This window comes from Nitrospirillum amazonense, assembly GCF_007828045.1.
Lineage (GTDB): Bacteria > Pseudomonadota > Alphaproteobacteria > Azospirillales > Azospirillaceae > Nitrospirillum > Nitrospirillum amazonense_C.
In genome coordinates, this window is sequence record NZ_VITN01000014.1 from 96,040 (window position 1) to 117,988 (window position 21,949).

Genomic DNA, 21,949 nt, shown 5'->3' on the forward strand with positions numbered 1-21,949 from the left:
ACCTGGCAGAACGACGGATGGCGGCCGGCCGATATTCCCCAATTCCGGAAAAATATAGTGCTTTCCCGCGAGGCGCGGCCGGACCACTCTGCCCTCACTTCGAAGGTCTTCACCGCATCGGGTGCATCAGTGAAAAGGACGGGGCTGGGACTTGCCGGCGGGCTGGCCGATCAGGCCATCGTCAGCTTCGGCAATTTCGCGCTGAACGTGACGCTGGCCCGCAGCCTGCCGGCGGCGGAGTACGGCGCCTATTCCGTGGTGCTGTCCTTCATCCTGGTGCTGAACACCCTGCATCAGGCGTTGGTGACCTACCCCCTGTCGGTGCGGCCGGCCCCCGGCGGCCGGCCCCTGGCGGTGGCCCTGCTGCTGACACCCGTCTGCGCCCTGGCCTTCCTGCCCCTGCTGGGCGTCGCTGCGGCCAGTGTCGGCCACCTGGGCCTGCTGCCGGCCGCCGGAGCCGCCCTGGTCTGCTGGCAACTGCAAGAGGTGGTGCGGCGCGCCCTGCTGGCGGAGAGCCGGCATATCCCCCTGATCGCCCTGGACGCCCTGCGCTATCTGGGGCCGCTGGTGGCGGTGTGGGCCCTGCGCGCCAATCTCGCCATCGGGGGGGTGTTCCTGGTGGTCGCTGCCGCCTCGGCCCTGGCGGCCTTACCTGCGGCCCGGCACCTGGGACGGAATGGGCAAACCGCCGCCAGCGGATTGCGGACCGAGATGGCGGACCACTGGCGCCTGGGCGCGCCGGTGCTGGGCGCCAACCTGCTGGCGGCCCTGTCCACGCAATGGTTCCTGTGGCTGCTGGCCTGGCACGACGATGCGCCCGGGGCCGCCGCCCTGGTGGCGCTGGCCAACGTCGTGGCTGTGGCCAGCCCCGTCATCTTCGGCATGGAGAACGTCCTGGTGCCGGAGGTGGCGCGCGCCCGCGACAGCTTGAGCTTCCCCGACCTGCTGCGCCTGGTGGGCCGGCGGGGCCTGGTGGCGGCCGGCCTGGTCGGTCCGCTGTTCCTGGTCATCCTGGCCGCGCCTACCTGGGCCGCGCGGATGTTCTATGGCCGCGACAGCGCCTACGCCGCGCATCCGGGGGAGCTGCGCCTGCTGGCGCTGGCCTATGCCTGCTATCTGGGGGCCACGCTGTTCAGCGCCGCCCTGCGCGGCTATCGCGCCAGCGGCGCCGTCTTCCGCATGCAGCTCTACCCCGCCCTGTTCGGCCTGACCGTGGGCAGCTGGCTCACCTGGCGCTTGGGCCTTGGCGGCGCCTGCATTGCCTCGGTGGCCGCCGGCGCCCTCAGGGCCGCCGTGGGCCTCGTCTACCTGCTGCGCCTACGGCCCCTGACCGTGGCGCGGCCCGCCCTGGCATCATCATGACGACCGATCCGCTGCAGCCCATCGAGCGACGCCTATGGCAGGCGCTGCTGCTGTGCGTGCCGGTGTCGGCCACGCCGCTGCTGCCCTTCGGCAACGGCACGCTGGCGCGGCCCCTGGCCATCGTGCCGGCCGCCCTGCTGCTGATCCTGGCCGTCTACCGCCTGGTGGTGCTGGGCCAGCGGCCCCGGCTGGCGGGCGACGGCTTCGCGGCGCTGGGCCTTTTCACCCTCTACATCGTTGTCAGCGGCTTAGGGGTCGTGATGGTCCAGCCGCCAGATGCCTTCAAGGGCCAGACGCCGCTGGACAGCCTGGTCCGCGCCCTGCTGACCTGGGGCGTGGGCCTGGCCTTCTACGTCGTGGCGCGCCTGCAGATCCGCACGGCCGCCGACATCCGCATGACCATGCGCTTCCTGTTCATCGGCATGGGCGTCTCCATCGCCTTCGCAGGGGTGCAGGTGGTGGCCATGGCCCAGCATGGCGAGTTGCTGCGCGTCGTCCAGGCCATCACCGACCTGATCGCCGTGCGCTATGACGGCCTGGTCAACCGTGCCCAGGGCATGACGTTCGAACCGTCGTGGCTGGCCACCCAGATCATCGTGCTGCTGATCCCCGCCCTGATCGCCCGCGCCATGGCGCGGCAGGAGGGGGTGGGCCTGCCGGCCCTGCCCGGCCACGCGCTACGTCTGGCCGGCGGCTTCGCCTTGGCCATCGGCGGCCTGCTGTTCTCCGGCTCCCGCTTCGGCCTGGCCTGCATCGTCGCCATGCTGGGGCTCAGTGTGTTCCTCGCCGCGCTGCGTGGCCGCATCCTGGCGGCAGCCACCTTCCTTGGCGTGCTGGTGGCAGGCGGCGGGGCGGTGGTGGCCATGAGCGGCCTGGGCACCGGGGCGGGGGCCACCTATGTCATGGGGCCGGTCGCCTACCTGACGGAATCCGCCGACCTCAACAGCCTGGCCGGCGGGGATGTCGCCACCGGCGTCACCGACGCCCTGGCCCTGGCCGGCCGTTTCGCCGCGGCGGAGGCCGCCGGCCTGACCTGGTTGGACCATCCCGTCTTCGGCGTGTCCCTGGGCAACAACTACCGCTATTTCGGCGAATACGCCCCCGACTGGGCCTTCACCACCCAGCTGTTCACCCAGGGGGCCAAGGAAGGCATCGGCTGGCTGGATCCCAATTCGCCGGAAAAGGGCAACGCCAAGAACCTGTTCCTGCGCCTGCTGTCGGAAACCGGGGTGGTGGGCTTCGCCCTGTTCATTGTTTTCTTCTGGCGCCAGCTGTTCCAGGGCCAGCCGCATGACGCCTTCCACCGCTATTTCCGCCTGGCCAGCGCCGCGGCCCTGGGCTTCAGCTTCCTGAACCAGGACACCTTCGTCGATGCCGGCCTTTGGATTCCGCTGGCCCTCTGCTGCGCCATGAATCACCTGCCGCCGAAGATTAAAGCGCCCGCCGGGGAATAGACCGGCACCGCCATCCGTCCTGGGGATAGGCGCACATGGGATGCGCCCGCCTCAGGTAGACCCATGGACAGCCACTCCAGACCCGCCTTGCGGATCGCCTTCGTGACGACCCGCGACCTGGCCCAGCGCAACGGCCGCACCCCCATCATGGGCCACATCCTGGTGGCCCTGCGGCGCCAGCATACGGTGGAGGTGATCACCCTGCATTCCGTGCTGCAGGGTGGCAGGGCCGACCGCATGGCCGCCGCCGCCGCCTGGCTGGCGGGCCTGGCGGCCGGGCGCCCCCCGCCCCTGCAATGCCTGCTGTACGCCGGCCCCCGGGAGGCGGAGCGGGTGACGGCGCGCATCGCGGCGGGGGCGTTCGATGCCGTCTACCTCGACACCGTACGCTGCCAGGCCCTGCTGCGTACCCTGCGGCGCGTCCTGCCCGACCTGCACATCGTCACCGACTTCGACGACCTGATGTCGCGGCGCATGACCTATCTGCGCCACCACCGCCTGCCCTTGCTGACCGGCCATGTCGGCCCTCACTTTCCCCGCTGGGCGCGCCGCCTGGCGGAAGGGCCGCTGGCCCGCCTGGTGACGGCCTATGAGGCCCGAACCCTGCCGGCAGCGGAGCGGGAGGTGGTGTTGGCCTCCAGCGCCACGGTACTGCTGTCGCCGGTGGAACGGCAGATGCTGTGCCGGTACGCGCCAGCGGACGCCCTGTCCAAGGACGGGCCGCCGGTGGTGCGCGCCATTCCGCCCGGCGTGCCCCTGCGGGCGGAGCCGTGGGGGCACACCCTGCCCCTGCGCTTCGTCTTCATCGGCAGCGACCGGCAGCTGCAGAACCGCACGGCCATCGATTTCCTGCTGGACCAATGGCGACGCCTGAAGCCGGCGACGCCGCTGCACATCCATGGCCGCCAGACCCGCCCCCTGGCCGACGTGCCCGGCGTGCACTGGCACGGCTATGCCGACGACTTGGCCCAGGTCTACCGGCCGGGCAGCATCGCCCTGGTGCCGGCGCTGGTGGCCGGCGGCATCAAGACCAAGGTGGCGGAGGCCTGGGCCTGGGGCTGCCCGGTACTGGGCAACCGCACGGCAATGGAGGGCCTACGCGCGCCGGGCTATCCCCTGACGCTGCCCGAGGACCAATGGGGCCCCTACCTGACGCAGCCCGAGGCCTATGCCGAGTTATGGGCCGACGCCGCCCGCAAGGGGGCCGCCTTCGTCCGCCGCGCCCTGTCGCCGGCGGGGTTCGAGCGCGCCTGGGAAATGGCCCTGAGGCCCAAGTCCGCGACGCGGGAGGTGCCGGCCGGCGCCCCTCTGGTCGACGCGGAACAGGCCTCAGGATAGGGAGGGTTCGGGGCGCAGATGCTGGACCAGGAACTTTTCCACCGGTGCCGCGTAGACGTCATGGTCGATGCGCCAGCGCGCCACCCGGCGCAGCAGACGGCCGGCACCTTGACCAGTGGCCGCGGTGCCTGCGGCATACTTGTTGTAGAACTTGAAGCGCTCGATACGGCGATAGAGACGCGGCGGCACCCAGGTGCCGGCCGGCCCCGCCACATAGTCGAACCGCGCCCAGTCGTCCAGGGTGCGCGGCGTCTGGTCCGCCACGGCGGCAGCCAGGGCGGAGCCGGGATAGGGCTTGTAATAGAACAGCGGCGTCTCGAACTTGGGGCTCATGGCCCGCAGCGTCTTGATCAGGCCCAGCGTCGCCTCGACCTGCTCCTCCGTCTCCTCCGGGAAGCCCACGATGAAGGAGAAGATGACGGCGACATCGTGCTGCCGGCACTTGGCCGCCGTCTCCAGGATGGCATCGATGGTGGTGTCCTTCTTGATGCGCTTCATCATCTCGTGGGACCCGGTCTCCACCCCCACCAGCACGCGGCGCAGGCCGGACCGGACGCACAGGCGCCAGATCTCGTCCGGCAGGCGCACGCCCTGGTCGGCGCGCATGGTGCCCGCCCAGGTGAAGTCCAGCCCCCGCCGCAGGAATTCGTCACAGATGTCGGCCACGCGGTGGCGGTGGGTGAAGTAGGTCTCATCCTGGAAATTCAGGTCGGTGAAGCGATAGCGGCGCCACAGCGCCTCGATCTCCACCCCCATGCGGCTGGCCGAGGTCGCCTTCCAGTCGCGGCCGTAGACGAAGGGGTCGGCACAGAAGGCGCAGCGGAAGTTGCAGCCGATGGAGCCGATGTAGTCCAGCTGCCGCCGGCCCTTCAGCTCGAAGTATTGCTCCACCGGGATCAGGTCGAAGTCGGGCGGGGCGAAGGCGTCCAGGCTTTCCAAATGCCGCGCCTTGGTGCGCACCACGCGGTCGCCGTCGCGGTAGGCGACACCGGCGATGCCCTCAACATCACCACCCTCGGCCAAACGGTCCATGATCTCCGCGAAGGTGCGCTCGCCCTGCCCCGCCACGGTGATGTCGATGCTGGGTTCGTCCAGCGTCTCCACCGGGAACAGGGAGGGATGCCAGCCGCCGGCCACGGTGGTGAGGTCGGGCCGCGCCCGCTTCACCGCCCGCAGCATGGCCAGCGCATCGCCCAGGGGCCGGCCAGTCAACATGCTGACGCCGAAGCACAGCGCGCCGTCGATGGCCCGCAGCACCGTGCCCAGCGGATCAGCCTCAATCCGCGCATCGATGATACGCACGTCGAAGCGCGCGGGATCAAGGTTGGAGCCAATGGCCAACAGGCCCAGCGGCATGGTGTGAAAGACAGCCGCGGGATTGTAAAGGACGACCTTGTGTCGGATGGCCATGATCCACCAAAAATCAAATATCGATGGCGCATCGTACCCAACATAAATAAAATAAACAATGCGCCTTTTAAAATAATAATCTGATTTTACGGACGCCGATATCGCTCGGCCGACAGGTGATTTCATGACGGTTGTCCTTTCGATGAATAAACTGGAAACGGCGATTTACTCAACAATCGCCTATCGGGATATTTTCCATTTCCCGGTGTCGGTGCCTGAAATCCACCGCTACCTGCATGGCATCCGCTGCACGCCGGGCGACGTGCAGCACGCACTGGACGGTCCGGCCCTGGCCCGCCACCTGGAAACGGACGGCACCTATCACGCCCTGCACGGCCGAACCGACCTGTTCGCCATCCGCCGCACCCGGCGGGAGCTGTCGCGCCGGCAATGGCCGACCGCGCGGCGCTATGCCCGCTTCCTGGCCAGCCTGCCCAACGTGCGCATGGTGGCGATGACGGGCTCGCTGGCCGCCGGCAACTTCCCCCCCGACGGCGACATCGACTTCCTGCTGGTGACCGACGCCGGCACCATGTGGCGCACACGCGCCTTCTGCCGCCTGCTCGCCCTGGCGGACGCCAAGCTGGCGAAGGGACTGTTCTGCCCCAACACCTTCCTGTCGCTGGCGGCCCTGCCCCTGGCGCGCCGCAGCCTCTATGACGCGCAGGAACTGTGCCAGATGATCCCGCTGTATGGCCTGGACGTGTACGAGACGGTGCGGGAGGCCAACGCCTGGACGGCCGACTGGCTGCCCAACGCCGTGGGGGCGCCGCCCGTAGACGTCCAAGGGGGCAGCCTGAACTGCATCCCCTACACCACCGCCCTGAAGCGCGCCGGGGAATGGCTGCTGGCCAGCCCCCTGGGCCGCGCGCTGGAGGGGCTGGAGGCACGCCGCAAGATCCATCGCTTTAATGAAACCGACCGGCTGAAGGGCGCCTGGACCCGCTCAACCCGGGAATCCCACAGCATGTGGGATGAGATGCGCCTGAAGATCGAGGCGGCGTGGCAGGCGCGCATGGATGAGTTGGTGGCTCGGTAGGCGGCCATGGCGACGCCCTTCCACATCCAGTACCTGGCCCTGGTGGCGGAGATCGAGGCACGCTTCGCCGTCAGCCGCTGGACCAGCGGCGACGCCCATTTGTGGCCGCCGGCACGCATGGACTTGTACCTGGACCTCTACCGTCAGCATGTGGGCGACCTTGAGGCCGGACGGCCATCCCGGATCGCACGCGGCGTGCGCACCCTGGCCCAGCCATTGGCGACGCTGGGGCGCCGGGACAACGTCATCCTCCGGCCCCACCGGGCCGACATCCTATTCCTGGGTGACGGCGTGTCGGTGGAGCGCATCGACGGCGCGTGGGAGGACCGCTATGGCGCCCCCCTCCTGGCGGTGCTGGAGGATGACGGAGCGCGCTGCCTGCACCTGCAACCCGGCCGGCGCACGCCCTGGCGACGGCCCACCCTGGCGGTCGACCTGATCGTCGGCGCCGCCCGCGCGCTGGCTCCCCTGGTTCGCGCGCCGCTGGACCTGCCGCACCATGCGGAGGTCGCGGACTTTCTGGCCCGCCAGGGAGTGGCGGCGCCGTCATTGCGGCCGGAACGTCTGGCGCGGCGTGCCCTGGGGCTGCGCGCCCGGGCCCAGGCCTTGGGCCTGGTGCTGGACATTGCCCGGCCGCGCCTGGCCTTCACCACCACCTGGTACGCGGGCCTGGGCTCCGCCCTGGCGCTTGCCTGCCGGCGGCGGGGCATCCTGTCGGTGGACGTGCAGCATTGCCCGCAGGGCGGCCGGCACAAGGCCTATGGCTGGGCAGGCGTCGGCGCCCAGGGCTACACCACCCTGCCCGCGTTGTTCTGGACCTGGGATGCTGCCGATGCCACCGCCATCAACGCCTGGGCGGATGGGCGTTGGCACCAGGCCCTGGCCGGCGGCCATCCCCGCCTGGGCCCCTTTCTCGACGATGCCGACCCGCGCACCCTGGCTTGGGATGAGAGGTTCCGCCAGGCCGCCGGCGGTGATGCCCAACGCGATATCCTGGTGGCCCTGCAAACCACCGGCCCGTCCGCCATCTGGGATGCGCTGGCGGACCGCATCGCCGCGGGCCCGCCGGAATGGCGCTGGTGGATCCGCCGGCACCCCGCCGCAGGGCCGGGGGATGACCGGCGCTATGCCCGGTTGCTGGCGCTGCGCGGCTCGAATATCCGCATGGATGCCGCCTCGGCCCTGCCGCTGCCGGCCCTGCTGCGCCATATGGACGCCGTGGTGTCATTGGCCTCCGGCGTGGCGGCGGAGGCGGTGCCCTTCGGTGTGCCGGCCCTGTTCCTCAGCGCCGACGCCACCGGCCCTTTCGGCCACCTGGCTGAGGCGGGGCATGCCCGGGTGGTGGCCGACATGGACGCCCTGATCCCCACATTGGCGGCCCTGCCCAAGGCACCGCGCCGCGCCGCCCCGATCCCGAACCTGTCCGCCGGCCTGCGGCGGCTTGAGGCGATCGGTGCCTGCTACCGCGCCCTGTGGGCCGGGGCCTGAGCGGCGGGCGTGCCCATTCGGCGGTCGGCGATGACACGGCCCTCGGCGAATTCCAGGACGCGGTCGCACAGCATCAGGCTTTCCCGCCGGTGGGCGATCAGCACGATGGTGGGCCGCCACGGCAGCGTCGCCAGGCCGGCCAGCAGCGCGCGCTCTCCCGCGATGTCGATGGCGCCGGTGCTTTCGTCCAGCACCAGCAAAGGCGGCTGACGCATCAGCGCGCGGGCCAGGGCCAGGCGCTGGCGCTCCCCGCCCGACAATTGGCCACCCTGGGCACCCACCACCGTGTCCAAACCCTGTTCCAAGCGGTCCACCAAAGCCCTGGCGCCCACCAGACCAAGGGCGGCGCGCATGTCGGCCTCGCTGGCCGAGGGGTTGGCCCAGGCCAGGTTGGCGCGGATGCTGTCGTGGAACAGGAAGGTGTCCTGCGGGGCATAGGCGATGGCGGCCGCCCATTGCCGCCGCGCGGCACCGGCCAGGGCGCGCCCGCCCACGGTGATGGTGCCGACATCGGGCGCCGTCAGGCCGACCAGCAGATCGGCGAAGGTGGTCTTGCCGGCGCCGGAGGCGCCCGTCACACCCACGAAGCTGCCAGCCTCAAGGGTCAGGTCCAGGCCGGACACGCCCCGGTCGCCGCCGGGGTGGCGGTAGCTGACCTGGTGGAAGCGAATGGGCTCCGGGCCGGCGAAAGCGCCGCCGTCCGCGATCTCGGCCGCCAACGCGGCCCCCGCCGGCGGCGCACTGCCGGCCAACTCCGCCTCCAGCGCCCGGATCTTCTCATACGACGGCAGGAAGTTGGCGAACTGCTGCGCGCCCTGCTGCAACTGGGCGGCCGGCGCGCTCATCCGCGCCAGCACCAGCACGAAGACGATCAGCACCGCCGGCGGCACGTCCAGCGCCCAGACACCCACCATTATGGCGGCGGCCCCCGCCAGGGACGCGAGCGTGGTGAAGGCCAGTTGCGCCTTGGTCTGTTCCCGGGTCAGGGCGACCTGGCGGCCCATCAGCCGGCCCAGGGTGCCGTTGAACTCATCGGCGAAGCGCTGCTGCATATTCTGGCTGAGCGCCAGCTTGAGGCCCCCCAGGAATTGGGCACCGCTGGTGGCCAGGTGCAGGTTGGCATCGGCCACCTCGCGCCCCAGGCGGCGCGACCGCGCCAGCTGCGGCAGCAGGGCCAGGGTGGCCACCGCCAACAGCACGCCGGTGACGGCCGCCAGGGGGGCGGAGAGCAGGCAGGCCAGCCCCCACTGCACCAGCAGCAGGAAGAGGGAGGTGGCGCCCTGAAGCATGAAATGGGCGCAGGCGCCGGTCAGGATGATGTCGCTGCTCAACAGATGATTGACCCGGGCATGCGGCAAGGTCGATAGCCGCGTCCAGGGCGCGGCGATCAACCGGGCCACCAGCCGCGTGCGCTGCTCCTCGACAAAGCCGATGCGCAGGGTGGCCAGCAATACATCCCGGTGCCACAGCACAACGGCCCTCAGGCCCACCAGCAGGGCGAAGCAGGCCAGAAGCGGCAACAGGCGGGCCAGCGCATCACCGCCAGCCGAATACCACGGCAGGTGCCCAATCAGCGCCGCGGCCCAGCCCCCACGGTCGCCCCCCACCACCAGGTCCAGCAGGGGAACCAGAAGCACCAGGCCCACGCCCTCCAGCCCCGCGCCCAGGATGATCAGGACGGCGGCCGTCAGCCCATCACCGTCGGCGTGGGCCCGGAAATCCCGGAAAAAATCCCAGGCCGACCGGGCCAGTTCCCGCCCTGCGCCACGCTTGTCCATGATGGTGAGGAATCCCTGATTACGCGCTGATTTCTTGGCACAAATCCGGATGGGGCACCGCAACTATATATTTCACCGGGTGGGGAATAAGCGGGCCCTGCCATCCGTCTTCAAGGTGATGTCCTCCGCGATCCCCATCCCGCCCCTGAGGGTCCTGGTCATCGGCGCCGGCCCGATGGCAACCCAGGTGCACCTGCCCGTGCTGGCCGGCCTGCGCGACCGGGGGCTGGTGGACCTCGCCCTGGTCTGCGACCTGGACAGGAGGCGGGCGGCGGCGGCGGCGGCCACCTTCGGCTTTGGCGCCAGCACCGGGGATGCCGGTGCGGCCCTGGCCCGCGACGACATCGACGCCGTCCACATCTACGCCAGCGCCAAACTTCATTACGAATACGGAATGAGGGCACTGAGCCAGGGCAAGCACCTGTTTGTGGAAAAGCCGGTGGCGCCCGGCGCCGCCCAGGCCCAGGCCATGGCCGACCTGGCCCGCGCCCGGGGACTGGTGGCGGCGGGCGGACACAACCGCCGCTTCTACCCCTCGCTGCGCGCCACCCGGGCTCGCGCCGGGCTGGCCGGATGGCGCCAGGCGGAGGCGGTGTTCCACAAGCCCTTGGCAGGCCAGCCGCCGGGATTCGGCGCCACCAGCTGGCTGGGCGCCAACGGCATCCATGCCCTGGACGCCCTGCTGTGGATGATGGGCGGCCCGCCGGACCACCTTGCGGCCCACGCCTCGGATGAGACCTTCAGCGCCCTGATGCGCTGGCCGGGCGGCGCCCAGGCCGCCTTCCTTTGCGACAATGCCGCTGGGTGCCGGCGCGAGGACTACGCCTTCCATGCCGCCGGCGAAAGCTGCGCGGTCACCGAGACGGCGCTGACCGTGCAGACGGATGGCCAATCCCTTACCACCGCCTTCCCCGGCGGAATGACCAGCTTCGCCCTGGAGCACGACGCTTTCCTGGACGCCGTCCGCACAGGACGGGAGCCGCCGCACAGCCTGGCCGCCCTCGCCCCATCCCTGCACCTGTGTGACTTGATCGAGCGCGGGCACATCGGCGCCGTCCCCCCAATCTTGGCGGCGGCGGCCACGGCACCCGCGCCTGCGGAACGCACCATCCTGGTGGACGGACATTGGGGGGCCGCCCTGTCGCCCCTACTGGCCGGCTATCGCCTGACCACACCGGACGACGTGACGGACACACGGCCGGACGTGGTGGCCGCCTTGCTGGGACGGGGCAGCCCGCCACTGGCGCCGGACCTGCTGGACCGCCTGCCCAATCTGGCGGTGGTGGGCGTCGCCGGCCTGGCGGTGGCGCGTTTCGGCGCCGACGCGTTGCTGGCCCGGGGCGTCGCCCTGGTAAACGCCAGCGACGCCCATGCCGAGAGCGTGGCGGAGTTCGCACTGGGCCTGGCCATCCTGGGCCGGCGCCGTGCCTTCCAGGGTGATGCCGTGATGCGTGCCGGCGGCTGGGGGGTGGTGCCGCCGCCCCCGGGCCTGCGCGGCCTGGCCCGGCGGTTGAAGCCCACACTGACGCGCCTGGGTCTGCTGCCCCTGGCGCAAAAGATGAAGGCGCGCCTGGCCGGCGGCGGCGGCCGGCCGCCGCAAGCGCGCGACCTTGCCGATGCCACGGTGGGCTTGGTCGGCTGGGGCGCCAACGCTCACGCTTTCGCTCGGCGCCTAACCGCCTGCGGCGCCCGAGTGCTGGTGTGGTCCGAGAACGCGGGTGGGGCCGCCATCCGCCAGGCCGGCGCCCAACCCACCGCGTTGGACCAGGTGCTGGCGGCCGACATCGTCAGCCTGCACCGGGGCCTGACGCCCGCCACCCGCCACACTCTGGGTGCGGCCGAACTGGCGCGCCTGCGTCCCGGTGCCGTCTTGATCAACGTGGCCCGTGGCGGGCTGATCGAGCCCACGGCCCTGCTGGACCGTCTGCGCCGGGGCGACGTCTTCGCCTGCCTGGATACCTATGAGGAAGAGCCGCTGCCACCCCGCCACCCCTTGCGGCGCCTGCGCAACGTCTTTCTGACACCGCACATCGCGGGCGGCAGCGCCGACATGCAGGCCCAGGCGGCGGATGAGGTGGTGGCCAAGGTGGCGCGCCTGCTGGACGGCGGCGCGACCGACATTCTGACGCCTGCGCGCCTGCGCTCCATGACCTAGAATGTCCGTTCCAGACTCAGGGCCACAAAATCGCGGTCGGCCAGCAACTGCTGGCTAGGGGCGCCGATGTAATGGGTCAGGGTCAGGTTGGCCTTCCACACGCTGCGGTAGGTCGCCGACACCCCCACCGTCAGGTCGCCGGCGCCCGCGTTCTGGGCGTAGTAGCTGAGGCTGTGGCCGGTGATGTTATAGCCCAAGCCCAGGGGCACCGTCAGGTCCAGGTTGGGCAGGACCTGGAAGTAGTGCGGCTCGAACAGCACGCGGGCCTTGGTGGCGACCTGGTGCCATTGGTTGCCGTCATCGTCGCGCACGACGCCGACCACGTCGTCCACCACCGCCTCGGCATTCACGTCGGCGCTGTCCCACAGGCTGGACCGCCCCAGGGCCGTGGTCAGCGACAGCTGGCCGTGCACCATGTCACCCCGGACGTACGCGGCATAGCGTTGCGTCACCGACCCGTTCACGAAGGGCGGCGGCAGCACCAGCGGCATATTGTGACGGGCGGAGACCTCGCCCGTCACGGTGTTGTCGCCCAGGGATGCGCTGAAACTGGCGCCATAGAGGTGGACGCTGCCGGGATAGACCAGGCGGTAATAACCAGCCGCGCCAGGGGCCGAGGCGTCGCCGTCCGGGCTCACCACGTACTGAGGGTCCATTGAATTGTAGCGCAGGACGTAGAGACCGTAATCCACCCCGTCCACGGTGGCGTGCAACGACACACCGAATTGGCCATCGGCATCGGGCGTGCGGTCGGCTTGGCGGACCAGGTAGCGGCCGGGCCCGACATAGAGGCGGTCGGCGCCGGCGCCCAGATAGTCCAGGTAACTGAAATAGCTGCCGCTGCCGGCCTGGCGCGTGGGCCGCCATTCGACCTGGTCGTAAAAGGACAGGGCCACCTCGGGCCAGGGTTGAAGCGTCACGGCGGCCTGCCCCACCGGCCGGTAGATGTCGCTGGTATAGGCGCTGGGCCCGCCCACGGCGCGGCTGTAGTCCGCGGGTGCCATGGCGGCGGCGATGGAATTGGTGTCGTAGAACAGGCTTTCACCCCACACCAGGGCTTGCCGGCCCACGCGCACCGACACCGGCATGCCGGCCAGGGTGAAGGCGCCATGGGCGAAGGCCTCGCGCATTTCGGCGTGTTGGCCCTGCAGGTCGCGCACCGCCGGGGCGAAGTGGCCGGGCGTGGCGGTGGAGGCGTTGATGGCCTGCGGGTCCGCATCATCCGTCCGGCCCTGGTAGGCGGTGTCGTACCAGGCGGCGGCACTGGCGTGCACGCCCCACTCGCCCCAGCCCAGGTCCAGGGCCGACAGCAGATCCAACCGGTTGGAGACGACGCCGGGGCCGAAATTGCGGTCCCCATCATCCCAGTTGGTGTTGGTCAGCAAGCCCCCCATGCGGGGCCCAAGGCGATCCGCCACCGTATAGCGCACCGTGTTGTCCCAGCGCAGATCCAGCCCGTCGCCGGAATAGAGGTCCGCCGCCCGGACAGGGGCGGCCAGGCACAGGACGGGGAAGACCAATAGGCCGAGAACGCGGGACGCCATTGCGCTTTGGCTCAATCCAACAAAGGCTTGCCGCATCGACACTACCACACCCCGCGACAGGATGCGCCAGCGCCACATGCCGCTTGTGTCGCCAAGGCCCGCACGCCATGATCCCCGGCACCCACCGCCGGCGCCGGCCGAAACGCGGGAAATCCGGGCCCGCCGGCGCGCAGCCCCCTACACAACCAGGCGCCGTACGCGAGCCCATGCGATCCACTGCCGTCCCGTCCTCCATATCGCTGGGCCCCATATCGCTGGCCGCCGTGCTGCTGGCCACGCTGGCGCTGGCCTGCCAGCCCACCACCACCCGCGCCCAGGTGACCGAGCAGGAGGCAGCACAGCTGAAGTCCCGACTGACCCCGGTTGGGGCGGAGCGCGCGGGCAACGCGGACGGCAGCATTCCGGCCTGGACGGGCGGATTGAGCGCGCCGGGCCCCGTGGCCACGGGCCCGCGGCCCGATCCGTTCGCGGCGGAAAAGCCACTGTTCTCCATCACCGCCAAGAACTTCCGCGATTATGCCGACCGGCTGCCAGAGGGTGCCAAGCGCCTGTTCGAGCGCGACGCCGACTATCGCATGGACATCTACCCCAGCCACCGCACCGCCGCCGCCCCTGAATGGGTCTATGACAACATCCGCCTGAACGCCACGCGCGCCCGGCCGGCGCCGGAAGGCATCGCCTATGGGGTGGAGGGGGCCGTGGGCGGCATCCCCTTCCCCATCCCGAAGGACGGGTTCCAGGCCATGTGGAACCACCTGCTGGCCTTTTGGGGCCCGGCGCGCGAGGTGACGGTCAGCACCTATGTCGTGCCGGCGGACGGGGTGGTGGAGAAGGCCAGCGGCTATAGGGAGATCGCCGACTTCCCCTATTACTACCGCGACGCCACGCCCGACAGTTATGGCGGCTATTACTTCAAGACGCTGCACCTGGCCGTGGCCCCCGCCTCTCGCGTGGGCGAAGGCTACCTCAACTGGCAGCCCATCAACATCAGGCGGCACGACTTCGCCGCCTGGCGCCTGCTGCCGGGGGAGCACCGGGTGCGCAAGGCGCCGGCCATATCTTACGACGTGCCGGACACCGACGCCGCCGGCTATATGAGCGAGGACGAGTACTACATCTTCTTCGGCGGCCTGGACCACTATGATTTCAAGCTGGTGGGCAAGGCCGAGATGTTCGTGCCCTACAACAACAACCGCCTGTACGCCAAACCGGTGACGGAGATGCTGGGCCGCACCCATCCCAATCCCGACGCGCTGCGCTATGAGCTGCACCGCGTCTGGGTGGTGGACGGCACCTTGGCCGCCGGCGCGCATGACGTTGTCCCGCATCGGCGGCTCTACCTCGACGAAGACACCTGGATGGCGGTTTACGGGGATTCCTGGGACGAGCAAGGCACGCTGTGGAAGTTCGGGCAGGCCACCATGTACCTCATGCCGGACGTGCCGGCGGTGGTGATCGGCAGCCAGTTCATCCACGACTTCGAACTGGGCGGCTACGCCTACACCTTCGCCTTCAATGGCGAGGCGACGCCCTACATGGTCACCCCACCGCACCCCGCCACCTTGTTCAGCCCTGACAGCCTATCAGCCCGATCCGTTCGCTAATCCTCACGCTGTCAAGCCGACATAGGCCATGCTGGCCAGCTTTTGCATCACGGCGGCCGACATCTCCCCGGCCATGACCATGCTCAGCTGGTCGTCCTGCCAGATGCAGACCCGCAGCTTGTCGCGCTTGAACTGGTCGAAGCGCACCGTGCCGTCGGAATGGCGCAGGTAGATGGTGAACAGCCGGTCGTCGGCGTCGCGGTAGGCCACGGTGGCCGCCTGCCCCTCCACCTTCACGCCGGCCAGGCGATAGCCGGCGCGGGTCAGATCCGGCACCTTGATGTTCAGGGCGACGACGCGGCTGAGCGCCGCGTTGTAGGGGGCGAGGTCGCTGGGCACAGCCGCCGGCACATCGCGGGCCGCCAGCGCCATCTGCACGACATCGCCGGCCGGGCTTCCCGCAGGGTCGTTCACCAGGTAGGCGCCACCGCCCACCAGCAGCAGCAGGACGGCCGCCACGGCGCCCAGGCGGCGCCAGTCGGCCCAGGGCCGGGCAGCGGGCCCGTTGGCGGTTGATTGCGCCAGGTCGATCAGATGCTGCGGCACCGGCCGGTCGATCAGCGGGCTGTACAGCCGCTTCATCATGGCCTTGTCGGCCTCGTACCCGGCCAGGCGCTCCGCCAAGGCGGGGTCGGCCAGCAAGGCGGCCTCGACAACGCGGGCGCGGTCTTCCGGCAGCTCGCCATCCAGGAAGGCGTGCAGGTCGACCTCCGCGATGGAGGGATGGTTGGGGGTATGGTCGCTCACTTTCGGTCTTTCGATACTGGGTGCTGTTGGCCCAGGGGCAGCGGGATGATTTCCGCGCCCTCGCCTTGCATTACGCTACGCAGCCGCTCACGGGCCCGCGCCAGGCGCGACATCACGGTACCCACCGGAATGTCCAACTCCTCCGCGATCTCGCGATAGTTCAGTTCCTCGACACTGGACAGCAGCAGGATTTCCCGATGCTCCGGCGTGAGCCGGCTGACGGCCTTCACGAAGTCCCGTGCGGCCCCGACGTCGGTCGGCGGCGCACTCAGTTCCACATGGTCGGCCAACTCGGTGATGTCCTGCTCCTCCCCCCGGCTGTTGCCGCGGCGGATCTCGTCGGTGTAAAGGTTCCGCAAGATACGCCGCAGCCAGCCGGAGATGCGGGGCAACTCCCGCAATTGCGCTGATTGGCGCAGCGCGCGTTCCACACAATCCTGGACCAGATCATCCGCCAGCGCGGCATTGCCCACCAGCGCCAAGGCATATCGCCTCAGCGCCGGCAGCTGCATGACCAGGGCGTTCGCGAATTGCTGGGTCACGGCCTAGGGCTCTCCGACACGGGGCCAGACACGGGACATGTCGAACCAATGGGAAACCTCGCGCCCGTGCCTACGCCGCATCAGCTTACGTCCATCTTCACCGGCATCCCAGGGGCCAATTCCCCGGTGGATCACGGTCCTCTCATCCCTAAGACGGATGGCCTTCCGCGTTTATTCCCCGGGGCAACCGCTATGCGTTCGAAATAGTGTCGGCGAAATAGTGTCGGCGAAATAGTGCCGGGCTTCGTCAGCACGCCTTGCGCCGGCTCAGGACCACCAGGGGCGTGCGCGCCAGTATCTTGAGGTCCAGGGCCAGGCTCGCGTTATCCACGTACCAGGCGTCCAGGTCCACCCGCGCCTGCATGTCCGCCACCTGGGGCGTCGCCCCGCGCGCGCCGTTCACCTGGGCCCAGCCGGTGATGCCGGGCCGCATGTTCTGGCGGTAGAGATAATTGGGGATACGGGCGCGGTAATAGTCGTCATGGGCGGCGGCATGGGGGCGCGGCCCCACCAGCGACATCTCCCCCGACAGCACGTTCAGCAGCTGTGGCAGCTCATCCAGGCTGGTCACCCGCAGGACGCCACCCACCCGGGTGACGCGGGGGTCGCCCTCGATGGCCTGCACCACGTCGGCGCCATCCTCCAGCACGTGCATGGTACGGAACTTCACGATGTGGAAGGGCTGGCCCGCCAGGCCGATACGCTGCTGGCGGAACAGGATGGGCCCACGGCTGTCCAGGCGGATCAGCAAGGCGATCAGGCCCAGCAGCGGCAGGCAGGCCAGCAACAGCGCCAGGCTGAGCGTCATGTCCAGCGCGCGCTTCGGCGTCAGGCGCGGACGGACGCAGGGCGGCGGCACCTCGACCGCCTCCGACCGCGGCGCCGGCTCCGGCATTCGCAACGGCTGGGGCGCCGTCATGGTCACGCGGCGGTCCCGGTGGTGACGGCGGGGGCGGTCCCGGCACAGGCGATGGCCAGCGCCCGGGCGGCCTGGCACAGGGCGTCGGTCAGGTCCACCTGCGGCAGCTGACCGCCCAGGTGCAGGACGGCAACGCCGTGCAGGGTGGACCACAGCAGGCGGCCAAGGGCGCCGGGATCGGCGCACGACGGCCCCGCCGCCACGAAGCCGGCGGCGTGGGCCGCGAAGGCGTCCTCCACCCGGCGTTCCTGACGCCGCACCTCCGCCACCCCGGGCACCTGGGCCGGCGCCAGGGCGAACATCAGGCGATAGCGCGCGGGCTCAGCGGTCGCGAAGGCGCCATAGGCCGTGGCCAGGCCGGCCACCCGCTCCTCCAGCGAACCGCCGCCCAGCACCTGGTCCAGCGCGTCGGCCAGGCAGGCGAAGCCGTGGGCACGGACACAGGCCAGAATGGCCTCCTTATTCTCGAAATAGCGGTAGGGCGTCATGACGCTGACGCCCAGGCGCTGCGCCAGGTCCCGCATCTTGAACCCGTCCAATCCCCGGTCGGCGAACAGGCCGGCGGCGACATCGCGGACACGATCGCGCGGGGTGGTGGTCTTGGCGCAGGCGACGATGGACGGCATGGATCCTCCGGCAGGCAACTTTGGGATGGCTCCCTCATTCCCATGACGGATACGGACCGCGGGTTTATTCCCATGAGCCCGCGCTATTTTCACAGCGCGATGCGCAGGGCCGCCTCCACCGCCGGCAGGAAGCCATGGTCCGGCCGCGCCTGGTCGTCCTGGATGCTGCCACGCAGGTCCAGGGTGAAGTGGCGGAACGGCAGGCTGAGGCGTCCTTCCAGGATGTTCACCTTGACGGGCACGGGGCTGACGATGTTGGCCCCGGCCGACTGCGCCGTGCCGATGACGGCGTGGTGCAAGGTCATCTCATAGGTCCAGCCGTCGGCATCGGTCCAACTGCCCTGCAAGGATAGCAAGCGGGAATCATCGTCCAGGCTGAAGCCGATGGTGCGGCCGCGATAGCGCATGCCATCGGGGTAGCCGCCATTGGTGTAGGAGAAGCCATAGATGCGGCTGGCGAAACTGAAGATGTCGGTGGTGGAGATGCTGTCGACATACTCCGCCGTCAGCCTCAGGGGGCGGCCCGCAAGAGGTACGAAGGCAGTGGCGCCGAACAGGTGGCTGGTGCCGGAATGGGTGATGGGTGAGCTGTCCTCGTTCATCAGCTGCATATAGGCCTGGACCGGCACACCCCATAGGTCATGGCTGTACTTGATGTCCACCACGCCTTCGTCATTGGTCCGGTTGACGTCGGTGGGGGAGTTGTTCAGCTGGAAATACTCCGCCGGATCGCATGGGTGCTCCTGGCCGCAGATCTCCCCCGTGCGCGCCAGGCCGATCTCCAAACCCGGGGCCGGGTTGACGGTGACGCGCAGGGCGTCGAACACCGTGTTCTTTTGCAGGCGCGGGCCGTCGAGAAGGCCCAGGAAGAACTCCGCCTGCCACGGCCCCAGCCATTCCAGCAGCGGCCAGGTCGAGGGTGAGGTGTCCAGGCGCTGGATACCCACCTGGGGCATGGGCCGCGCGTTATTGGACAGGGTCAGGGCCGAGATCCAGCCCGGTCCCCACCAATGGGTCAGCCAGCCGCCGTAGACCAGGGCGTCGCCCGCCTTCACCGCCAGATAGCTGTCATCCAGTGCCAGCTTGGTGGCGCCGGTCTTGAAATCCTGGGTGTAGCTGCCGACGGCCAGCCGGGCGGCCACGGTATTGGAACTGTAGGACAGCGCCACCTGGGTTTGCCCCTCTCCCCGGCCCAGACTGTCGAAGCCGTGGACCAGGGCCGGCGCGTTGGTCAGGTCCAGGCTGGCGCTGGTGCTGAAGCCCGGCCGGTTCTCGCGCGTGGCGCGGCCCAGCACGCGCAGCGCCGCCGCCTGCACCGCGTCCGGCTGGGCATCCAGATCGGCCGCCTTCAGCGCGGGCACGATGGCCGTCCAGGGCAAGGGCCATTGCGTGGTGACGCCGTCGATCAGGCCGGCCGCCGCCAGCATTTCGATATCGCCCCGCAACTGGTTGTCGCCCACCTCGCCCCAAGGCGAGGCGCCGGCCAAACCCGTCGTGCCCAGCAAAAGAAACAGCGCGCCGGCCAACCGCCGGCCCATCGCCCCGGTCCGCATCCTCAGGGTCCCCTATGGCCGAACCCGACCCCGCCACCGGGGCCGCGCGCCACCTTAAAACCAAGGGAAAACGGCGGGATAGGACGTAACTTCGTATACGGTCTCAGGCGTGATCCAGGCTGCGCAGATAGGCGCAGAACATGTCGGCCATGGCGTCGGCGTAGGCCGCGATCTCCGCATCCGTGCGCGGGGTTTCGGAATAGTGCTTGCCCACCTGGCTCATGGTCGTCTTGAGCAAGTCCCCGGCCATGGCGCGCACGGCATCGGTGGCGTTGGGTACCGCCTCGCGCATGAAGGCCGCGACGACGCCATCGGCGGAGGCCCGCGCCGTCCTGGCCTCCGGCGCGTCGCGATAGAGCGGGGCGGCATCGTCCAGCGCCACCCGCATCGCCGCCTCATCGCATTCCGACTTCAGGAAGGCGTGAACCAGGGTACGCACGCGGTCCAGCGGCGGCCGGCCGCGATCCTCCAGGATCGCACGCAGCATGTCGGCGGTCTGCCGCCATTCGTCGCTTTGCAGGCGGAACAGGATGGCCGCCTTGTTGGGAAAATACTGGTACAGCGACCCGACGCTGACGCCCGCCTTTTCCGCCACACGGGCGGTGGTGAAGCGGGCCGCCCCCTCCTTCGCCAAAACCTGAACAGCCGCCTCCAGGATGGTGGCGACCAGCCCGGCGGAGCGGGCCTGCTGTGGCTGCTTTCGTGAGGAAATGCGGGGGCTGGCGCGGTCGGGCATGGCGGGCCGAGGCAATGCGAATAGGGAACATGACGAATTAGTCGTATTTTGAGACCGGCGCAAGACCGCGCCGCATCAAACCGGATTTCCCTCGATGAACACCCTGACCACCGCCCCCGTGGCCCCCTTGCTGGACCGCCTGTTCGCGGAGGCCGCCCAGATCACCCCGTCCTCCATCCCCGCTCTGGCCGACCTCATGGCGCGCGGCGACCATACCCACCTGATGCGCAGCAGGACCGAATATCGCACGTTCTACAACGCGCTGAAGGACCTGCCCCTGGCGGTGTCGCGCGAGGCGGGCACGCTGCTGTACATGCTGGCGCGCGGCTCGAACGCGCGCACCATCGTGGAGTTCGGCACCTCCTTCGGCCTGTCCACCCTGCACCTGGCGGCGGCCTTGCGCGACAATGGCGGCGGCCGGCTGATCACCACTGAATTCGAGCCGTCCAAGGTCGCCCGCGCGCGGGAAAACCTGGCGGCTGGCGGCCTGATCGACTTGGTGGAAATCCGCGAGGGCGACGCCCTGCAGACCTTGGCCACCGACCTGCCGCAGACCATAGACCTGTTGCTGCTGGATGGCGCCAAGGCCCTGTATCCTGAGATCCTGGACCTGGTGGAAAGCCGCCTGCGACCCGGCGCCTACATCCTCGCCGACAACGCCGACCACAGCCCGGACTATCTGGCCCGGGTGCGCGACCCCGCCAACGGCTACATCTCCCTGCCCTTCGGCGAGGATGTTGAGCTGTCGCTCAAGCTGCGCTGAAGCCCCTTCACGTGAAATTGGCGAAGATCTCGTTGGGCTGCTTGCCGGAGGCGCCGGCGGCCAGCCCGTCGAACGATCCGGCCTGCAGCGTCTCCACCGCGCGCAGGAAACCGCCCCAGGCGGCGCGCGCCAGCCCGCTGCCGACGCTGATCCGGCGCACACCCCAGTCGGCGATTTCCGCCAGGCTGGGACCCGGGCGCATGACCAGCAGGTTCACCGGCTTGGGCGCCACGGCGCGCACCAGGGCCACGACATCGGCCTTGTCCACCAGGCCGGGGGCGTAGAGGCAATCGGCGCCCGCGTCGGCCAGTGCCACCATCTTGTCGATGGCCTCGGTCACGCGGGACGGGTCGCTCAACAGGATCTCGGTGCGGGCGACCAGCAGGGCCTGCGCATCGACCTGGTCGATGGCCGCCCGGGCCGCGCGGATACGCTCCACCGCCGTGGCGATGTCATAGTGGCCAGGCTGGCCATCGGCGCGGATGTCCTCGATCGATAGGCCGGCGACACCAGCCTCAACCGCCATGCGAACATTGGCCGCGAGGTCGCTGATCTCATGGGCAAAGCCGGACTCAAAGTCCGCGTTCACTGGCAGGTCCGTGGCCGGCACCAGGGTGCGCAGGTGCGCCAGCACGTCGTCCCGCGTCACGCCATAGTCCGGCCGTCCCTGCGTCCAGGCGTAGCCGGAACTGGTGGTGGCCAGGGCCTTGAAGCTCATGTGCCGCAGCATCCGGGCGCTGCCCACGTCCCAGGGGTTGGGCAGCAGGAAGCAGCCCTCCTGATGCAGGGCGCGGAAGGCCGCGCGCTTTTCCGTGATGGTGCGTGTCATGGTCCCTATCCCTCCCGTTGGCGACGGACAGTCCATCCGCCGCCGCCCTGTCGGCAAGGATG

General features: G+C 69.7%; 18 protein-coding genes. 8 read left to right on the plus strand and 10 right to left on the minus strand.

Translation table 11 applies throughout. The annotated features are described in order from the left end of the window. The first annotated feature begins 129 nt into the window (after positions 1-129). From FBZ89_RS30950 to FBZ89_RS20310, 3 genes are all read left to right on the plus strand, one after another. Positions 130-1,362 (plus strand): lipopolysaccharide biosynthesis protein, encoded by a 1,233-nt coding sequence (locus FBZ89_RS30950; protein WP_186457468.1) that lies wholly within the window; start codon positions 130-132, stop codon positions 1,360-1,362. Then, positions 1,359-2,816 carry an O-antigen ligase family protein gene (locus tag FBZ89_RS20305; protein WP_145751664.1) on the plus strand — a complete coding sequence of 486 codons (1,458 nt, stop codon included), beginning with the start codon at positions 1,359-1,361 and terminating at the stop codon, positions 2,814-2,816. Before FBZ89_RS30950 ends, FBZ89_RS20305 begins: the two co-directional genes overlap by 4 nt. 63 nt (positions 2,817-2,879) lie before the next feature. Further along, the gene (locus tag FBZ89_RS20310) at positions 2,880-4,154 is read left to right on the plus strand and encodes a glycosyltransferase (protein ID WP_145751665.1); all 1,275 of its coding nucleotides are present in this window, start codon (positions 2,880-2,882) and stop codon (positions 4,152-4,154) included. Here the strand turns inward: FBZ89_RS20310 and FBZ89_RS20315 are convergent. Then, positions 4,146-5,564, minus strand: a complete 1,419-nt coding sequence (locus FBZ89_RS20315; protein ID WP_186457469.1) for a B12-binding domain-containing radical SAM protein — start codon at positions 5,562-5,564, stop codon at positions 4,146-4,148. The genes FBZ89_RS20310 and FBZ89_RS20315 overlap by 9 nt on opposite strands. Positions 5,565-5,706: 142 nt before the next feature. Between FBZ89_RS20315 and FBZ89_RS20320 the strand changes: the two genes are divergently transcribed. Next, on the plus strand, positions 5,707-6,603 hold the full coding sequence (locus tag FBZ89_RS20320; protein WP_145751667.1) for a nucleotidyltransferase domain-containing protein: 897 nt from the start codon (positions 5,707-5,709) through the stop codon (positions 6,601-6,603). 6 nt (positions 6,604-6,609) lie between these two features. Beyond that, a complete protein-coding gene (locus FBZ89_RS20325) occupies positions 6,610-8,091 on the plus strand; it encodes a hypothetical protein (protein ID WP_145751668.1) in 1,482 nt (493 codons plus the stop codon). Here FBZ89_RS20325 and FBZ89_RS20330 read toward each other — a convergent pair. Continuing rightward, positions 8,064-9,869 (minus strand): ATP-binding cassette domain-containing protein, encoded by a 1,806-nt coding sequence (locus FBZ89_RS20330; RefSeq protein WP_145751669.1) that lies wholly within the window; start codon positions 9,867-9,869, stop codon positions 8,064-8,066. The two genes, FBZ89_RS20325 and FBZ89_RS20330, sit on opposite strands and share 28 nt — an antisense overlap. 118 nt (positions 9,870-9,987) lie before the next feature. Between FBZ89_RS20330 and FBZ89_RS20335 the strand changes: the two genes are divergently transcribed. Further along, entirely contained in the window at positions 9,988-12,024 is a 2,037-nt protein-coding gene (locus FBZ89_RS20335; RefSeq protein WP_186457470.1) for an NAD(P)-dependent oxidoreductase, read from the plus strand. On the opposite strand, the gene FBZ89_RS20340 is transcribed toward FBZ89_RS20335, so the two are convergent. Next, entirely contained in the window at positions 12,021-13,568 is a 1,548-nt protein-coding gene (locus FBZ89_RS20340; RefSeq protein ID WP_186457471.1) for a DUF1302 domain-containing protein, read from the minus strand. The two genes, FBZ89_RS20335 and FBZ89_RS20340, sit on opposite strands and share 4 nt — an antisense overlap. Positions 13,569-13,774: 206 nt before the next feature. Between FBZ89_RS20340 and FBZ89_RS20345 the strand changes: the two genes are divergently transcribed. Further along, positions 13,775-15,172 (plus strand): DUF1329 domain-containing protein, encoded by a 1,398-nt coding sequence (locus FBZ89_RS20345; RefSeq protein ID WP_186457472.1) that lies wholly within the window; start codon positions 13,775-13,777, stop codon positions 15,170-15,172. A gap of 3 nt (positions 15,173-15,175) precedes the next feature. Here FBZ89_RS20345 and FBZ89_RS20350 read toward each other — a convergent pair whose 3' ends face one another. The 6 genes from FBZ89_RS20350 to FBZ89_RS20375 form a co-directional block, all read right to left on the minus strand. Continuing rightward, complete coding sequence (locus FBZ89_RS20350) at positions 15,176-15,919, minus strand: anti-sigma factor family protein (protein WP_145751673.1); 744 nt, start codon at positions 15,917-15,919, stop codon at positions 15,176-15,178. Next, positions 15,916-16,461: an RNA polymerase sigma factor gene (locus FBZ89_RS20355; protein WP_246138313.1), complete on the minus strand. Its 546-nt coding sequence runs from the start codon at positions 16,459-16,461 to the stop codon at positions 15,916-15,918. The genes FBZ89_RS20350 and FBZ89_RS20355 overlap by 4 nt, the downstream gene beginning before the upstream one ends. A 247-nt stretch (positions 16,462-16,708) precedes the next feature. Next, positions 16,709-17,380 (minus strand): exopolysaccharide biosynthesis polyprenyl glycosylphosphotransferase, encoded by a 672-nt coding sequence (locus FBZ89_RS20360; protein WP_145751674.1) that lies wholly within the window; start codon positions 17,378-17,380, stop codon positions 16,709-16,711. Positions 17,381-17,382: 2 nt separating this feature from the next. Next, positions 17,383-18,006, minus strand: a complete 624-nt coding sequence (locus FBZ89_RS20365; RefSeq protein ID WP_145751675.1) for a TetR/AcrR family transcriptional regulator — start codon at positions 18,004-18,006, stop codon at positions 17,383-17,385. A gap of 89 nt (positions 18,007-18,095) precedes the next feature. Beyond that, on the minus strand, positions 18,096-19,559 hold the full coding sequence (locus tag FBZ89_RS20370) for a capsule assembly Wzi family protein (RefSeq protein WP_145751676.1): 1,464 nt from the start codon (positions 19,557-19,559) through the stop codon (positions 18,096-18,098). 103 nt (positions 19,560-19,662) lie between these two features. Then, a complete protein-coding gene (locus FBZ89_RS20375) occupies positions 19,663-20,295 on the minus strand; it encodes a TetR/AcrR family transcriptional regulator (protein WP_145751677.1) in 633 nt (210 codons plus the stop codon). A gap of 94 nt (positions 20,296-20,389) precedes the next feature. On the opposite strand from FBZ89_RS20375, the gene FBZ89_RS20380 reads away from it, so the two are divergent. Next, on the plus strand, positions 20,390-21,058 hold the full coding sequence (locus tag FBZ89_RS20380; RefSeq protein ID WP_145751678.1) for an O-methyltransferase: 669 nt from the start codon (positions 20,390-20,392) through the stop codon (positions 21,056-21,058). Between the two features lie 7 nt (positions 21,059-21,065). On the opposite strand, the gene FBZ89_RS20385 is transcribed toward FBZ89_RS20380, so the two are convergent. Next, positions 21,066-21,887: an isocitrate lyase/PEP mutase family protein gene (locus FBZ89_RS20385; RefSeq protein ID WP_145751679.1), complete on the minus strand. Its 822-nt coding sequence runs from the start codon at positions 21,885-21,887 to the stop codon at positions 21,066-21,068. Positions 21,888-21,949: the final 62 nt, after the last annotated feature.

Coding starts and splice junctions, on each gene's coding strand:
- FBZ89_RS20325 (WP_145751668.1), top strand. CDS start 6,610: ATGGCGACGCCCTTCCACATCCAGTACCTGGCCCTGGTGGCGGAGATC.
- FBZ89_RS20330 (WP_145751669.1), bottom strand. CDS start 9,869: ATGGACAAGCGTGGCGCAGGGCGGGAACTGGCCCGGTCGGCCTGGGAT.
- FBZ89_RS20315 (WP_186457469.1), bottom strand. CDS start 5,564: ATGGCCATCCGACACAAGGTCGTCCTTTACAATCCCGCGGCTGTCTTT.
- FBZ89_RS20385 (WP_145751679.1), bottom strand. CDS start 21,887: ATGACACGCACCATCACGGAAAAGCGCGCGGCCTTCCGCGCCCTGCAT.
- FBZ89_RS20360 (WP_145751674.1), bottom strand. CDS start 17,380: ATGACGGCGCCCCAGCCGTTGCGAATGCCGGAGCCGGCGCCGCGGTCG.
- FBZ89_RS20305 (WP_145751664.1), top strand. CDS start 1,359: ATGACGACCGATCCGCTGCAGCCCATCGAGCGACGCCTATGGCAGGCG.
- FBZ89_RS20335 (WP_186457470.1), top strand. CDS start 9,988: ATGTCCTCCGCGATCCCCATCCCGCCCCTGAGGGTCCTGGTCATCGGC.
- FBZ89_RS20345 (WP_186457472.1), top strand. CDS start 13,775: ATGCGATCCACTGCCGTCCCGTCCTCCATATCGCTGGGCCCCATATCG.
- FBZ89_RS20310 (WP_145751665.1), top strand. CDS start 2,880: ATGGACAGCCACTCCAGACCCGCCTTGCGGATCGCCTTCGTGACGACC.
- FBZ89_RS20365 (WP_145751675.1), bottom strand. CDS start 18,006: ATGCCGTCCATCGTCGCCTGCGCCAAGACCACCACCCCGCGCGATCGT.
- FBZ89_RS20340 (WP_186457471.1), bottom strand. CDS start 13,568: ATGGCGTCCCGCGTTCTCGGCCTATTGGTCTTCCCCGTCCTGTGCCTG.
- FBZ89_RS20380 (WP_145751678.1), top strand. CDS start 20,390: ATGAACACCCTGACCACCGCCCCCGTGGCCCCCTTGCTGGACCGCCTG.
- FBZ89_RS20370 (WP_145751676.1), bottom strand. CDS start 19,559: ATGCGGACCGGGGCGATGGGCCGGCGGTTGGCCGGCGCGCTGTTTCTT.
- FBZ89_RS20375 (WP_145751677.1), bottom strand. CDS start 20,295: ATGCCCGACCGCGCCAGCCCCCGCATTTCCTCACGAAAGCAGCCACAG.
- FBZ89_RS20320 (WP_145751667.1), top strand. CDS start 5,707: ATGAATAAACTGGAAACGGCGATTTACTCAACAATCGCCTATCGGGAT.